This window comes from Asticcacaulis sp. YBE204 (assembly GCF_000495855.1).
GTDB lineage: Bacteria > Pseudomonadota > Alphaproteobacteria > Caulobacterales > Caulobacteraceae > Asticcacaulis.
Genome location: NZ_AWGF01000001.1, coordinates 48,065 through 63,099 on the forward strand (window position 1 = coordinate 48,065; position 15,035 = coordinate 63,099).

Sequence of the window (15,035 nt, forward strand, 5' to 3'; positions counted from 1 at the left end):
AAACACGCAATTTAACGCGAACCCCTGAATATTATGGCATAAATCGCCATATACAGGCTCACGGAGACGATCACATGTGCGGCATTATCGGTATTATCGGCACCTCCGAAGCGGCCCCGCGCCTGATCGAAAGCCTGAAGCGGCTGGAATATCGCGGCTACGACTCGGCGGGCATCGCCGTCGTCACCAATAATGGCACCGAACGCCGTCGCGCGGCGGGCAAGATCCGCAACCTCGAAGCCGTGGTCGATGAAAGCCCCGTCTCAGGCACGGTTGGCATCGGCCATACGCGCTGGGCGACGCACGGCGCGCCGACGGTCGCCAATGCCCACCCGCACGCTTCCGGCAAGGTGACGCTGGTTCACAACGGCATCATCGAGAACTTTGCCGAGCTTAAGGTCGAACTGATCGCCGCCGGACATGTCTTTACGTCCGACACCGACACCGAGGTCATCGCCCATCTGTTCGACGCGACGCTGCAAACGGGCTTGTCCCCTAAGGAAGCGTTCAAAGCCGTGCTGGACCGCCTGCACGGCGCCTATGCCCTGGCCATCATCGTCAACGGCGAGGCGCAAACCCTGTTTGGCGCGCGTCGCGGTTCGCCGCTGGTCGTCGGCTGGGGCGAGAACGAGATGTTCCTCGGTTCGGACGCTTTGGCCGTCGGGCCGTTCACCAACCGCGTCACCTATCTCGAAGAAGGCGACTGGGTCATCCTGTCGCAAGACAGCGCCGACATCCACGACGCCAAAGGCTTCCGCGTGAACCGCCCGATCGCCACGGTCTCGGCCTCGGCGGCCCTGGTCGAAAAGGGCTCGTTCCGCCACTTCATGGAAAAGGAAGTCCATGAACAGCCCGAAAGCTGTCAGCGGACCTTCTCGGCCTATCTCGATCCGGTCGCCCAGAGCGTCAAGGCCGACATCAAAGCCAGCGTCGATTTCACCCAAGTTACCCGCATCCAGATTATCGCCTGCGGCACCGCCTATTACGCGGGCTGCATCGCCAAATACGCCTTCGAGAAGATCGCGGGCCTGCCCGTCGATGTCGAGGTCGCCTCGGAATTCCGTTACCGCACCCCGGCCATGACGGCGGGGACGCTGGCCATGGCCGTGTCGCAGTCGGGTGAAACCGCCGACACGCTGGCGGCGTTGCGCTGGTGTAAGGCCGAAGGCTTACAAACCGCCGCGCTGGTCAATGTCCATACCTCGACCATGGCCCGCGAAGCCGACATATTGTGGCCGACCCACGCCGGCCCCGAAATCGGCGTCGCCTCGACCAAGGCCTTCACCGCTCAGGTCTCGGCGCTCCTGTCGCTGGTCGTGGCCGCCGCCGCGCAACGCGGTCGCATCGATGCGGTTGAGGAAGCGCGTCTGGTGCAGGTTCTGCTGGAAAGCCCCGGCCTGATCTCACAGGCCCTGACCATGGACTCCGAAATCTTCAAGATGACGTTTGATTTGTCGCGCGCCCGCGACGTCATCTATCTGGGGCGCGGTGCCATGTATCCTCTGGCGCTCGAAGGCGCGCTGAAGCTGAAAGAGATCAGCTATATCCACGCCGAAGGCTATGCCGCCGGGGAGCTGAAGCACGGCCCGATCGCTCTGATCGACGAAAACACACCGGTCGTGGTCATCGCGCCCGACGACGAACTGTTCGAAAAGACAGCCTCGAACGTGCAGGAAGTCGCCGCACGCGGCGGCCGCGTCATCATGATCACCGACGCCCCGCAGAAGGCTCCGGCCCTGTCCGGCGATGCCGCAAAGACGCTGAAAATCGTCACGGGCCCGACCTGCGACCCGTTCATCGCCCCGCTGGTCTATTCGGTGCCGATCCAGCTTCTGGCCTACCATACGGCGGTCCACAAGGGCACCGACGTCGATCAGCCGCGCAACCTCGCCAAGTCGGTGACGGTGGAGTAGAACCTAAAACGGCGTCAGCCGTTTAAAATCCGGACTGAGCAGATCGGCGGGCGGCATCACATCCGTTGGCTTAAGGTGCCCGCGCCGAAAAGCGAGCGGCTCCGCGGTTATCTTTTCAAGCACCGGAAAATAGCTGTCCGCATAAAATTCCAGCCGCGCCCCGTCTCTGGTCAGGCACTCATAGCCACCGCCATGTTCCGTCGTCCAGCCCTTGCGCCAACACGGCTCGTTCAGGCGCATCTGTGGCGGCTCAGTATCAGGGTTGTCCGACGCATAGGGTTCGATTTCGACGCTGTGATCAATGGACAACTCGAATATACCCTGCGCGTCCTGCCGCACGATTATTGCGCCCCACCGACTTTTGTACGTCCGTGTAATTTCACCTGTCGCATCGATCCGATCCTGCACCTCGATGCCACCTAAATGCCTGACGGTAGATGTCCAGCTTTCAGACTGGTCCAGTGGCAAGGTCTGTGTCCAGCGCAATCTGGTTTCATGGTTTTGCGTACCTTTTGGGTCAGGCAACCATTCTCCCCATGTCGATAAAAGCGTTATATCCGCAGGCAAGACCATATCCTCGACCGGAGGTGTAAGGCGCTTGATTTTCGTTGCCCGAGCCTCGCTCCCCCCATAGGCGTCCTGAGTCTTATACCAAAGAATGATGCCATCCTGTGTGGCGCAAAAGGTCTCTGTCATTTCATCCCGTTGCAGACGCCAGACTGCACAGGTTTCCCCCAGCACCTTATCGGTCCCTTCTGTCCGTACGGGTGTTGGTAAATCATTGTCGCGCAAAGCATTGTATACGAGATAGGCGAAATCATTTTTCCTGTACTCGCCATAGCGCGACCTGAAACGCCCATAACGCCAAATTTCGTGGCGCTTCACGTTTATAAGCACGCTTTCCCGTGCGCCAAATAACCCCACCCGATCCAGATATGTACCCCCTACCCACTCTTTACGGCGCTGAACCACGATGCGATCCGATGCATCTAGGTAGCCGCTGATACGCATTTCCACCACATGATCAACGGCATCCGGCATGGCATACAGGACCTCGACCGGATCATCCAAAAGCTTTGCTTCGGCTGTCGCCGCACAAAGCCAGATTATCAGCGTCCATAAAATCCATTTCATAGTTCTGGCCCCTCCATTCAACAATCCTAGCGCATTCTCTTAATGGCCGGAAGGCCGATCAATCGCGTGACCACCCGGCAAGCTTGCACCAAACGAAAGGGCCTGATAGGTCGTTGCGGATAATTCCCAACTTTCTTGTCGCGCATTTGATTCCAAAAACCGCTACACACTTTTTGGAATGCGCTAATAATACCGGACCTCATTTCATGACCCAGACCTTAAGCCAGTATCTCGACGCGGCCAAATTACCGATCAGCCCCGAACTCAACCGCCTGATCCTCGCCATGGCCGCCTCGTGCGCCGAACTGAGCGACATCATCGGCACCAGCTCGCTGAACAATCTGCAAGGGGCGCTGGATCAGGAAAACGTGCAGGGCGAGGTGCAGAAGAAGCTCGACGTGCTGTCGAACGAGTTGTTCATCCAGCCCGAGCGCTGGCACGGCACGGTCGCGGGCATCGCCTCCGAGGAAATGGACACGCTGATTCAGGTGGACGCCAAGGGCGACTATTTGCTGATCTTCGATCCGGTCGACGGTTCCAGCAATCTCGACGTCAACGGCACGGTCGGCACGATCTTTTCGATCCTCGATGCCCCGAAAACCGGTGCCGATCTGACCGAGGCCGATTTCCTGCGTCCCGGCAGCGAACAGGTCGCGGGCGGTTACGTTCTGTATGGCCCGGAAACCCAGCTGGTCCTCACCTTCGGGCAAGGCGTGGCGATCTTTGGCTATCACCGTCACAAGAACGACTGGTTCCTGATCCGCGATCAGGTGCAGATCCCGGTCTCGACGCGCGAATTCGCCATCAATGCCTCGAACCACCGCCACTGGCACCCGCCGGTCCGTCGCTATATCGACGAATGTCTGGCCGGTAAGGACGGCGTGCGCGGGACGGATTTCAACATGCGCTGGCTGGCCTCGATGGTAGGCGACGTGCACCGCGTCATTTCGCGCGGCGGCATCTTCATGTACCCCAGCGACACGCGTCCGAATGTCAGCAACGGTAAGCTGCGCGTGCTGTACGAAGCCAATCCGATCGCCTTCCTGATCGAACAGGCCGGCGGCGCGGCGATCAACGGCCCGGATCGTATCCTCGATCAGATGCCGGGGAAGCTGCACCAGCGGACGAGCGTGATTCTGGGGTCGCGCGAAGAGGTGGAACGCGTCCAAAGCTATTTCCGCGAAGCGTAAGCTTTGAAATTGGATATGAAAACCCCGCCTCAGATCAGTCTGAGGCGGGGTTTTCATATTCTATACCTCCCTGCCTTTGGCGAGGAGGGGGACCGCACGAGCCTGCCGTTAGGCAGGTGAGATGTGGTGGTGGTGGCCTTCGCCGTCGCACCCTCGCGCTCATCGGGCCAGCCGATTTATGCGCGGTATTTACGCGAGCCCCCCACCGTCTGCGAAACCTTTGGTTTCGCATCCACCTCCCCCAGCACGCTGGGGGAGTATGAAAGTATGAGCCAACTAACGGGTGCAGGGGCGAGCCCCTGCTTACTTAACCCCAAGCTTCTTTTGCAGGTCCGACGACGAGGTTGTGTACTGGAAGCGCAACTTCTTGTCCGGATAGACGTAGCGGAAGACCTGTTGCGCCGCCAGCGCGCCTTCGTGGAAGCCCGACAGGATAAGCTTCAGCTTGCCCGGATAGTAGTTGATGTCACCGATGGCGAAAATTTGCTTCGTCGAGGTCTCGAACTTCTCGGTATCGACCGGGATCAGGTTCTCGTGCAGGTTCAGGCCGAATTCGGCGACCGGACCTAACTTCATGGTCAGACCAAAGAACGGCAGGAAGGCGTCGGCTTCAAGGTGAATCTCGTTGCCGTCGTTGTCCTCGACCGTCACGGCATCGAGCGCATGGCCGGTTTCACCGCGGAGCGCGGTGGCCTGACCGATGACGAGGTCCATAGCGCCCTCTTCGACCAGCTTGCGCATCTGAGCCACGCTGTGCGGGGCGGCGCGGAAGTCGTCGCGGCGGTGCATCAGGGTAACGCGTTCCGCGATCGGTTGCAGATTGAGCGTCCAGTCGAGCGCCGAGTCGCCGCCGCCGGAGATTACGATCTTCTTGCCGCGGAAGGCGTCCATCTTGCGCACGGCGTAGTGGACCCCAAGGCCCGCGCCGAGGTTTTCGAAGCCGTCGATGCCGGGGATCGGCGGCTTTTTCGGTTGGAACGACCCCCCGCCCGCAGCGATCAGGATGCAGCGCGCGACGATCGAAGTCTTCTGATCCGTCGTCACCTTCCACTTGAAGGTACCGTCCTCCTGTTCCAGTTTTTCGACAGCCACGGCCATCTCACCAAGGTGATATTTGGCACCGAACGGCGCGATCTGTTCCAGCAGGCGATCGGTGATTTCCTGACCGGTGATGATCGGCCACGCCGGGATGTCGTAGATCGGCTTTTCGGGATAAAGCTCGGCGCACTGACCGCCGACCTTGTCCAGAATGTCGATAACGTGGGCCTTGATGTCGAGCAGGCCCAGTTCGAAAATACTAAACAGGCCGACGGGGCCAGCACCGATCACGACGACGTCGGTTTCCCAGGATTGACCGGCGTCCAACACTTCGATGGCCTTCGATGGGTTCGCGTCACTCATTTTTTGTCTCCGAAACGCAAGGATTAGATTTATTAAACAGAGGATGCGGTATATAGGGCCGCATCTGAGGGTTTTTACAGAAAGATCAGTCAGGCTATCCGATAGTCTAAACTGATGCGGGAGTCATTATGTCGCGTGACCGTTTGCCGCCACTGTCGGCGCTGCGTGTGTTTGAAGCCGCCGCGCGCCACGAAAGCTTCAAGCACGCCGCCGAAGAACTGTTCGTCACGCCCGGCGCGGTGTCGCAGCAGATTCGTTTGCTGGAAGAGCATGTCGGCGTCGAACTGTTCGTGCGCGACGGCCGCCGGGTAGTCCTTAGCGACGCGGGCAAGGCCTCGTCGATCATCCTCAAGGAAGCCTTCGAGAAGATGTTCGAGGCGACCCGTGTCATGCGTCAGACCCAGCAGAAGGGCCGCGTCACGGTTTCCGTCGCCCCGTCCTTTGCCGCCAAGTGGCTTATGCCGCGTCTGGGCGACTTTTCCGCCGCCAATCCCGACATCGACGTCTGGGTGTCCGCCGACATGGCGACAACCGACTTCGCCGTGTCCGACGTCGATCTGGCCATCCGCTACGGCACCGGCAACTACAACAACGTCAATGTCGAGCATCTGCTGGTCGAGGCTGTCCTGCCGGTCTGCTCGCCTGCCCTGTTCGACGCCGCGCCCATCCGCAAGCCCGCCGACCTGATGCATCACACGCTGCTGCACGATGTCAGTTCCGACCTCGACCCGTCCGATCCCGACTGGGCGATGTGGCTGAAAGGACATGGCGTTGACGGTGTCGATCCGTCGCGCGGCCCGCGCTTCAATCAGAGCCACATGGTCATCGAGGCCGCCGTCGCCGGTCGCGGCGTGGCGCTCGCCAAACGTACCATCGCCGAGGCCGATTTGCGCGCCGGTCGCCTGCGCGGCCTGTTCAACGAAAAGGACGCCCCGGTCAGCTTCGGTTACCATCTGGTGTGGCCGCAGACGCGCGAGCCGTCGCTGGCCCAGACGCGATTCATGGACTGGCTGCGCGCTCAGGCCCGCGACGGTGGTCACGCGACCGCCAGCCCGCAAGACCGTCCGGTCTTTGCGGCGCAGGGAATCTAAGTGCTTTCCCTTCTCCCCCGTGGGGAGAAGGTGGCGCAAAGCGCCGGATGAGGGGGAAACCACAAGCGCGTGACTTGCCCCCTCACCCCAACCCTCTCCCCATAGGGGAGAGGGGGCTAATGCGCGGATTTCTAAATTCACCCCTCGCTCCACGGCGGTGTCGGCAGGCCCTTGGAGGCCAGAAACTCGGCGTTGAATATCTTCGAAGCATAGCGGTTGCCGTAGTCACACAGCACAGTGGCGATGGTCTTGCCGGGGCCGATCTCTTTCGCCAGCTTGATCGCACCAGCGACGTTGAGCGCCGACGAACCGCCGACGACCAGACCCTCGTAGCGGTCGAGATCGAACAGCACCGGCAGCCACTCTTCGTCGGCGACCTGATAGCTATAGTCCGGCGTAAAGCCTTCGAGATTGGCCGTGATGCGGCCCTGACCGATGCCCTCGGTGATCGAAGTGCCTTCGGATTTCAGTTCACCGGTCGTGTAGTAGCTGTACAGCGCCGCGCCGTACGGATCGGCCAGACCGATCTTGATATCGGGGTTGAACCCGCGCAGGCCCATACCGACGCCCGCAAGCGTCCCGCCCGACCCGACCGCGCAGATAAAGGCGTCGATCTTACCGCCGGTCTGGGCCCAGATTTCCGGCGCCGTGGCGTCGATATGGGCGTTGCGGTTGGCGACATTGTCGAACTGGTTGGCCCAAATGGCCCCGCCCGGTTCAGTCTTTGCCAGTTCTTCGGCCAGACGCCCGGAATAGCGGACATAGTTGTCCGGGTTGGAATAGGGCACGGCATCGACTTCGATGAGCTTCGCGCCCAGCATACGGATGGCGTCCTTCTTTTCCTGCGCCTGCGTGCGCGGAATGACGATGACCGCCTTATAGCCCAGCGCATTGGCGACCATAGCCAGACCGATGCCGGTATTGCCCGCCGTACCCTCGACGATAGTACCGCCGGGTTTCAGCAGGCCCTTCTTTTCCGCGTCGCGGATAATCCACAGGGCGGCGCGATCCTTGATCGACTGACCCGGATTGAGGAACTCCGCCTTGGCCAGAATCTCGCAGCCTGTCTGCTCCGACGCGCGGTTGAGACGGATCAGGGGCGTATCGCCGACAAGGTCGAGCACGGAGGATACGGTTTTGGCCACGGAAAACTCCTTTGAAGTCGGTTTGCGCTATTGGATTTACACCGCAATCCCAAGCGATAGATTCTCACCCGGTGGTTTAGCGCGACTTACAGATATGGTGATGGCCTTATAGAGCAAGGGTTTGACAGCGGTCAACGCGACCGCACAAAGTTTGCGAATGGCTTGCAAAATCTCATGTCCCTATTGTCGAAAGGGGATTGCCTCGCCTATAGCAGGGCTAACGCGAATAAGGGCACCTGGGGCGCATGGCCGTATTTACAAAAGTATCTCTGGACGAGGCCCGCGCCTATCTGAGCCAGTACCAGATCGGCGACCTGCTCCACCTCGAAGGGATCGAGGAAGGCGTCTCCAACACCAATTTCAAGGTCGAGACGACAACGGGTCTCTATGCCCTGACCCTGTTCGAGGCGGCGACGCCCGAAGAGGACCTGCCCTATTTCATGGACTATACGCTGCATCTGGACCGAAAGGGCTATCCCGCACCGGGGCCAGCCATCATGCGGTCGGGCGAGAGCATCGGGCGCATCAACGGTAAATCCTGCGCCCTGATCAAGTGGCTGCCCGGACGCTGGCCGCGCAATCCCGATGTGCGGCACGCCGCGTCGGCGGGGGAGTATCTGGCGAAGCTGCACACCGCAGGTGCCGACTTCCCCCAGCACCGCGACAATTCGATGGGGATCGCGGTGTGGGACCACCTGATCGCACGCTGCGAGCCGCGCGCGGCGCAATCGGCGCGTGCCGAAGCCATTCTGGCCGATTTCCGCGCCGAAGTGGCGTATCTGAAAACCGTATGGCCGGAAACGCTCGAAAAAGGCGCGATCCATGCCGACTATTTCACCGACAACGTCCTGATGGACGACGACGGTCAGGTCACCGGCGTCATCGACTATTATTACGCCTGCACCGATTTCTACGCCTACGATCTGGCGGTGTCGTTCAATGCGTGGGGCTTCACGCCCGGTGGCCAAGCCATCCCTGAAATGATAAGCGCCTTCGTCAAGGCCTATCACAAAGAGCGCCCGTTGTCGGACGCCGAAATCGCCGCCCTGCCGCTGTTTGCGCGAGGGTCGTCGGTGCGGTTTACACTGACGCGGCTTTATGATCTTTTGAATCACGACCCCAGTTGGGTGGTGAAGCCGAAAGACCCGGAAGCCTTCTACCGTCGGCTGGAATATCATCGGGCGATCGAAGCCGGAGAGGATTACTTCAAATGAGCCCGGCGCGCAGTACGGACGACCATTGGGAACGTTGGGGCCGTGAAGACCCCTACTACGGCGTCTATGCCCATGACTCCATGCGGCGGGAACGGCTGACCGCCGACGCGCTTGATCATTTCTTTGCCTCAGGACAAACGCATATCGAAGGCGTTTTCGCCTACGTCCGGCGCTATATTGATCCGGCCTTCTCCCCCCGGCGCGGCCTGGATTTCGGCTGCGGCACCGGACGGCTGGTCATCCCTATGGCAGGCCTGATGGACGAAGTGGCCGGCATGGATATTTCCTCGTCCATGCTCGATGAGGCACGTCGCAACATCGACGCTCGCGACCTGCACAATGTTCATCTGCTCAAATCGGATGACGCGCTGTCGCAACTCAGCGGTAGCTATGATTTCATCCATTCCTATATCGTTTTCCAGCACATCCCCCCGGAACGTGGACAGGTGCTGTTTCAGCGTCTGGTCAAACATCTGGCGCCCGGCGGGGTAGGGGCGCTGCACATCCTGTTCGGCAAGACGTTCCACGCCGCGAATTTCGGCCAGACGCCCTCCAGCTTCCATGATCGCATACTGGCGGTCAAACGGGGCGTCCATCGTCTGCTGATGCGTCTTATGGGCCGTAAGGCGGCGACGGAGCCGGAAATGCAGATGAATATCTACGACCTGAACACTCTCTTCTTCATGCTGAAAACAGCCGGCGTCGGTGAAATTCACACCACCTTCGAGGATCACGGCGGTGAATGGAGCGCGTTCCTCTTTTTCCGCAAACCTTAAGGCCACTTTTATTCCTGCGGATGGGAAATATGTGCTGCTTGTGCGCTTACAAGAACGTCGTTTTATGATGTTTTTTAACCCTGATCTATCTCCGAAGACGAAGCCGATGATCCTGGCTGAATGCGGTGATGGGTTTGGGGGACATTTCAATGCTTTTATCGCGCAGCACAGATGCCGACTGGGAACAGTGGGGGCAACAAGACCCCTATTTCGCCGTTATTACCGATGACGCCCTGCGGCAGGATCGATTGACGCCTGAGGGGCTAAGTCAATTTTTCACCTCCGGCGAGCATCATATGCAGGATGTCTTCGCCCGCATCCGTCGTCATATCGACTCGGAATTTATGCCGAAGCGCGGACTGGATTTCGGCTGCGGCACCGGGCGACTGGTCCTGCCTATGTCGGCTCGGATGGATGATGTGACGGGGATGGACATTTCGTCAACCATGCTGGCGGAGACCCAGCGCAATGTCGAGGCACGTAGGCTGCGCAATGTGCGCTTCGCGAGATCCGACGATAACCTGTCGCAACTTGAAGGCAAATATGATTTTATCCATTCGTACATCGTTCTTCAGCACATCCCCGAAATACGGGGACGTGTCCTGTTCAAGCGCCTGATCGATCATATGGCATCGGGTGGCGTGGGGGCCTTGCATATTCTGTTCAACAATACGATTCACCCGGACCCCTTCGGCCAAACGTCGCCCAGTCTCATAGCGCGTATATGGATGCTCAAACGGCACATCCGTCGCCTTGTGCCGCGTCTTCTGGGACGAAAAGCAGATCCCGAAATGCAGATGAACAGCTATAATCTGAACTTCATTTTCGCCACCCTGCAAGCTGCGGGAATCCGTGAGATGCACACCAGCTTGCAGGACCACGGTAATGCACATAGCGCTGTCTTCTATTTCCGCAAGCCGTAAGGCCCCTTTCCTTCGCCGCCCAAGCGCGTATATGTAATCTGTGCGCTTCGATGACCGTTTTCTGGAAGAACTGAAATCCCGCTTGCGGCCGTCAGAGGTCATCGGCAAGGCGGTGAAGCTGCGCCGTAACGGCCGCGAATGGGTTGGCCTGTCGCCGTTTTCCAAGGAAAAAACGCCGTCCTTCTACGTCAATGACGAGAAAGGTTTTTTCCATGACTTTTCGTCGGGCAAGCACGGCGACATCATCTCGTTTTTGCAGGAAACCGAACGCCTGAGCTTCGTGGAAGCCATCGAAAAACTGGCTGCCGAAGCCGGCATGGCCCTGCCCGTCCAGACGCCGCAGGACGCTCAGGCGCAGATGAAGCGTCAGGGCCTGAGCGACTGGATGGACCTGGCCGCCAAATGGTTCGCCGCCCGCCTGCACGACAAGACGCCCGGCGCGCAGGCCGCGCGCGAATATCTCAAACGACGGGGCCTCAGCGATCAGGACGTCGCCGATTTCGGTCTGGGCTATGCGCCCAAGGACCACACGGCGCTGAAAGACGCGCTGGTGCAAAAAGGCGCCAAGGTCTCCGAGCTGGTCGAATGCGGGCTGCTGATCGAGGTGGAGGGGAAAGCCCCTTATGACCGTTTCCGCAACCGGCTGATGTTCCCCATCGAGGACGCGCGGTCGAAGATTGTTTCCTTCGGCGGGCGGGCGCTCGATCCGGACGAGAAGGCCAAATATCTCAATGGCCCGGAAACGCCGCTGTTCCACAAGGGATCGCTGCTGTTCGGTTTGTCCAAGGCGCTGAAAATCCTCGGTTCGGCGCAAACCGGCCCGGAGCTGGTCGTCGTCGAAGGCTATATGGACGTGCTGGCCTGTCAGCGGGCGCAGATCGCCGCCGTCGCGCCGTTGGGGACCGCCCTGACCGAGGAGCAGATCGAAATTCTGTGGCGGCGTCACCCGGAGCCGACGCTCTGTTTTGACGGTGACAAGGCCGGGATGCGCGCCGCCGACCGAGCGCTGGATCGCGCCTTGCCGAAACTCAAACCCGGCAAGTCGTTCAAGGTCTGTTTGATCACCGGCGGCAAAGACCCCGACGACGTGCTGCGCGAAAAAGGCCCGCTGGCCCTGCGCGAAGCTCTGACCATCACACAGCCCTTTGTGGAGGTTCTGTTCAAACGCGAACAGGATCTGGAGCCGCTCGATACGCCCGAACGCAAGGCGGGCCTCAAGAAACGCCTGCGTGCGCTGGCCGGGCAAATCGAGGACAAGGACCTCGCCGAGAGCTACCGTCAGGACCTGATGGATCGCTTCGACGCCCTATTCCGACGCGAACCGGCGCAGGGTTTTCAACGCGCGCCGTTCCAGCCTCGCGGCAGCTTCAAAAATGGTAAATATGTAGAGCCGCCGATCCAGATGACCCCCGAAGGCGGTCGCGCGGCGCAGGCCCTGTCAAAAGCGCTCGATCCGATGTCCGCCACCCTCGCGCAGGGCTTGCTCGACCATCCCGACTGGATGATGGATCAAGCCGAAGCGCTCGATGCCTACGGTCTGGGCGATCCGGCGCTGGAAAGACTGGCCAAAACGCTGGTGGGCTTAAGTTTTTCCACAAGCCCCCTTGACTCCGCCAGTGTGAACCGCCATCTGCAAAATCAAGGTTATGGCGCATTATTGAGCGAGATACAAAAGGCAGCCCTCAGAGCGGCATCGCCAATCCTCGCACAGGACATATCTCTCGCAGATGCCCATAGTCGCTGGCTCAAAGCGTTCAACGCGTTCGCGCGTTTGACGGCGTTGGATCGTGCATTAACGGCTGCGAAAAATGAGGCCTCGGCTTCTTTTGACGCAGAAATTTTTTCACGGACCAAGCTGGAACGCGACGCCTTGCGCAAAGCCTTGAAAAGCGGACAGATTTTTGAAGCGGATGCGGACGATTAATTAATCATTCGTTGAGCTTCTTCGTTAATATAAGCCATCTGCGGTAAAAATGCCGCACATGTTTAGAGTCTCACGCGGTGCGCACCGCTGGGCGGAGAAATAAATGAGCCAAGCTACGGACAAGCCTGAAGCCGACGCGTCCTCCGACGGTCCCCTTCTCGACCTTACCGACGCCGGGGTAAAGAAGTTCATCAAGCAGGCCAAGGCCCGCGGCTACGTCACGATGGACGAGCTGAACAAGGTCCTGCCGTCGGAGGAGTTTACCTCCGAGCAGATCGAAGACACGCTGGCCATGCTCACCGAAATGGGCGTGAACGTCGTCGATTCGGAAGAGGACGTCGCCGAAGGCGGTGAGGTCGCCGTGCGCGAAGAGGCCGGGGCCGTCATCGAGACGACCAAGACCTCGAACTACGACCGTACCGACGACCCCGTGCGCATGTATCTGCGCGAAATGGGCTCGGTCGAGCTGCTGTCGCGCGAAGGCGAAATCGCCATCGCCAAGCGGATCGAAGCCGGTCGTGACACCATGATCCGCGGTTTGTGCGAATCCGCCCTGACCTTTGAAGCCATCATGGTATGGCGCGAAGAACTGGGGTCGGGCCGCATCCTGCTGCGCGAAATCATCGACCTCGAAGGCACCTACGGCGGCGGCCCCGCCGAAGGCCCGCCTCCGGGCGCGCTTGGTGAAGAGGTCGACGAAGACGAAGGCGACGGCACGATTGCGCTGCGCGCTCCCGCGCCCGTCGTGAAAGCGCCGGAACCCGTCGCGCCGCCCAAGACCGAAATCGTCGAAGCCAAGCCCGTCGAGCCCAAGGCTCCTAAGGGTGATGGCGACGAAGACGACGACTACGTGCCGATGGACGAGGAAGAAAAGAAACCTCAGCCGGAAGAAGAAGACGAGGACGATTTCGACGACGGTGCCGGTCCGACCGTGTCGGCGATGGAATCCGAACTGCGCGAAGGCGTCATGGCCACGCTCGACGCCATTGCGGCGGAGTTCGAGACCTACCGCCGCACGCAGGAAAAGATGCTGACGGCGAAGCTGGAAGGCCTGCCGCTCGATCCCGCCGACCGCGCCGCCTATGACGAGGTGACGGCGACGATCACCCGCCACCTCAAGACGCTCAAGCTCAACAACCAGCGTATCGAAGCGCTGGTCGAACAGCTCTATACGATCAACAAGCGCCTGATGGGCCTTGAAGGCCGTCTGCTGCGTCTGGCCGACAGCTACGGCATCTCGCGTCAGGAATTCCTCCAGCACTACTATTCGCGCGAACTCGACCCGCAATGGGCCGACAAGGTCCGCGATCTGGGCGTGCGCTGGCAGAAGTTCGCCGATAACGAAGCCGGATCGATTGCCCGCATCCGGGGCGACATCATCGGTCTGGCCACCGACATGGGCGTGGCCGTCGACGACTACCGCCGCATCGTCCAGACGGTGCAGAAGGGCGAGCGCGAAGCCCGTCAGGCCAAGACCGAAATGGTCGAAGCCAACCTGCGTCTGGTTATCTCGATCGCCAAGAAGTACACCAATCGCGGCCTGCAATTCCTCGACCTCATTCAGGAAGGCAATATCGGCCTGATGAAGGCCGTCGATAAGTTCGAATATCGTCGCGGCTATAAGTTCTCGACCTATGCCACCTGGTGGATTCGTCAGGCGATCACGCGCTCGATCGCCGATCAGGCCCGCACCATCCGTATCCCGGTGCACATGATCGAGACGATCAACAAGATCGTGCGGACCTCGCGCCAGATGCTGCACGAAATCGGTCGCGAACCGACGCCGGAAGAACTGGCCGAAAAGCTCGCCATGCCGCTGGAAAAGGTGCGCAAGGTTCTGAAAATCGCCAAGGAGCCGATCTCGCTCGAAACCCCCATTGGCGACGAAGAGGATTCGCACCTCGGCGACTTCATCGAGGACAAAAACGCCGTCCTGCCGATCGACGCGGCGATCCAGTCGAACCTGCGTGAAACCACGACGCGGGTTCTGGCCTCGCTCACCCCACGTGAAGAACGCGTTCTGCGGATGCGCTTCGGCATCGGTATGAACACCGACCACACGCTGGAAGAAGTCGGTCAGCAGTTCTCGGTCACCCGTGAGCGTATCCGTCAGATCGAGGCCAAGGCGCTGCGCAAGCTGAAGCATCCGTCGCGGTCGCGTAAGCTGCGCTCGTTCCTCGACAGTTAAGGGGTTTGGGGCCTGCGGCCCCAAGTCTTCTAGTCAAAGAAAAAGCCCTGCTTTCTTTAAGCAGGGCTTTTTCTTTGATCAGGCTTCGTGGGGTCACGGACCCCACACCCCTTGACTGGGAACAGGACGGCTATGA

At 60.0% G+C, this 15,035-nt stretch carries 11 protein-coding genes; 8 read left to right on the forward strand and 3 right to left on the reverse strand.

The features are described 5' to 3' along the window. Positions 1–74 precede the first annotated feature (74 nt). A complete protein-coding gene (glmS, locus tag AEYBE204_RS21195) occupies positions 75–1,913 on the forward strand; it encodes a glutamine--fructose-6-phosphate transaminase (isomerizing) (RefSeq protein ID WP_023460361.1) in 1,839 nt (612 codons plus the stop codon). 3 nt (positions 1,914–1,916) lie between these two features. Here glmS and AEYBE204_RS21200 read toward each other — a convergent pair whose 3' ends face one another. Continuing rightward, a complete protein-coding gene (locus AEYBE204_RS21200) occupies positions 1,917–3,047 on the reverse strand; it encodes a hypothetical protein (protein WP_023460362.1) in 1,131 nt (376 codons plus the stop codon). Positions 3,048–3,253: 206 nt separating this feature from the next. Between AEYBE204_RS21200 and AEYBE204_RS21205 the strand changes: the two genes are divergently transcribed. Further along, positions 3,254–4,237, forward strand: a complete 984-nt coding sequence (locus AEYBE204_RS21205) for a class 1 fructose-bisphosphatase (RefSeq protein ID WP_023460363.1) — start codon at positions 3,254–3,256, stop codon at positions 4,235–4,237. 303 nt (positions 4,238–4,540) lie between these two features. Here the strand turns inward: AEYBE204_RS21205 and AEYBE204_RS21210 are convergent, their stop codons facing one another. Next, a complete protein-coding gene (locus tag AEYBE204_RS21210; protein WP_023460364.1) occupies positions 4,541–5,638 on the reverse strand; it encodes an NAD(P)/FAD-dependent oxidoreductase in 1,098 nt (365 codons plus the stop codon). 128 nt (positions 5,639–5,766) lie between these two features. Here AEYBE204_RS21210 and gcvA point away from each other — a divergent pair, with 128 nt between their 5' ends. Then, complete coding sequence (gcvA, locus tag AEYBE204_RS21215) at positions 5,767–6,729, forward strand: transcriptional regulator GcvA (RefSeq protein ID WP_023460365.1); 963 nt, start codon at positions 5,767–5,769, stop codon at positions 6,727–6,729. A 137-nt stretch (positions 6,730–6,866) separates the two neighbouring features. Here the strand turns inward: gcvA and AEYBE204_RS21220 are convergent, their stop codons facing one another. Continuing rightward, a complete protein-coding gene (locus AEYBE204_RS21220; protein ID WP_023460366.1) occupies positions 6,867–7,874 on the reverse strand; it encodes a cysteine synthase A in 1,008 nt (335 codons plus the stop codon). Between the two features lie 245 nt (positions 7,875–8,119). Here AEYBE204_RS21220 and thrB point away from each other — a divergent pair, with 245 nt between their 5' ends. From thrB to rpoD, 5 genes are all read left to right on the forward strand, one after another. Then, positions 8,120–9,088 (forward strand): homoserine kinase, encoded by a 969-nt coding sequence (gene thrB, locus AEYBE204_RS21225; RefSeq protein ID WP_023460367.1) that lies wholly within the window; start codon positions 8,120–8,122, stop codon positions 9,086–9,088. Beyond that, positions 9,085–9,864: a class I SAM-dependent methyltransferase gene (locus AEYBE204_RS21230; protein WP_023460368.1), complete on the forward strand. Its 780-nt coding sequence runs from the start codon at positions 9,085–9,087 to the stop codon at positions 9,862–9,864. The genes thrB and AEYBE204_RS21230 overlap by 4 nt, the downstream gene beginning before the upstream one ends. Positions 9,865–10,013: 149 nt before the next feature. Beyond that, a complete protein-coding gene (locus tag AEYBE204_RS21235) occupies positions 10,014–10,787 on the forward strand; it encodes a class I SAM-dependent methyltransferase (protein ID WP_023460369.1) in 774 nt (257 codons plus the stop codon). Between the two features lie 40 nt (positions 10,788–10,827). Next, entirely contained in the window at positions 10,828–12,711 is a 1,884-nt protein-coding gene (dnaG, locus tag AEYBE204_RS21240) for a DNA primase (RefSeq protein WP_023460370.1), read from the forward strand. A gap of 103 nt (positions 12,712–12,814) precedes the next feature. Further along, on the forward strand, positions 12,815–14,899 hold the full coding sequence (gene rpoD / locus AEYBE204_RS21245; protein WP_023460371.1) for an RNA polymerase sigma factor RpoD: 2,085 nt from the start codon (positions 12,815–12,817) through the stop codon (positions 14,897–14,899). The last annotated feature ends 136 nt before the right edge of the window (positions 14,900–15,035 follow it).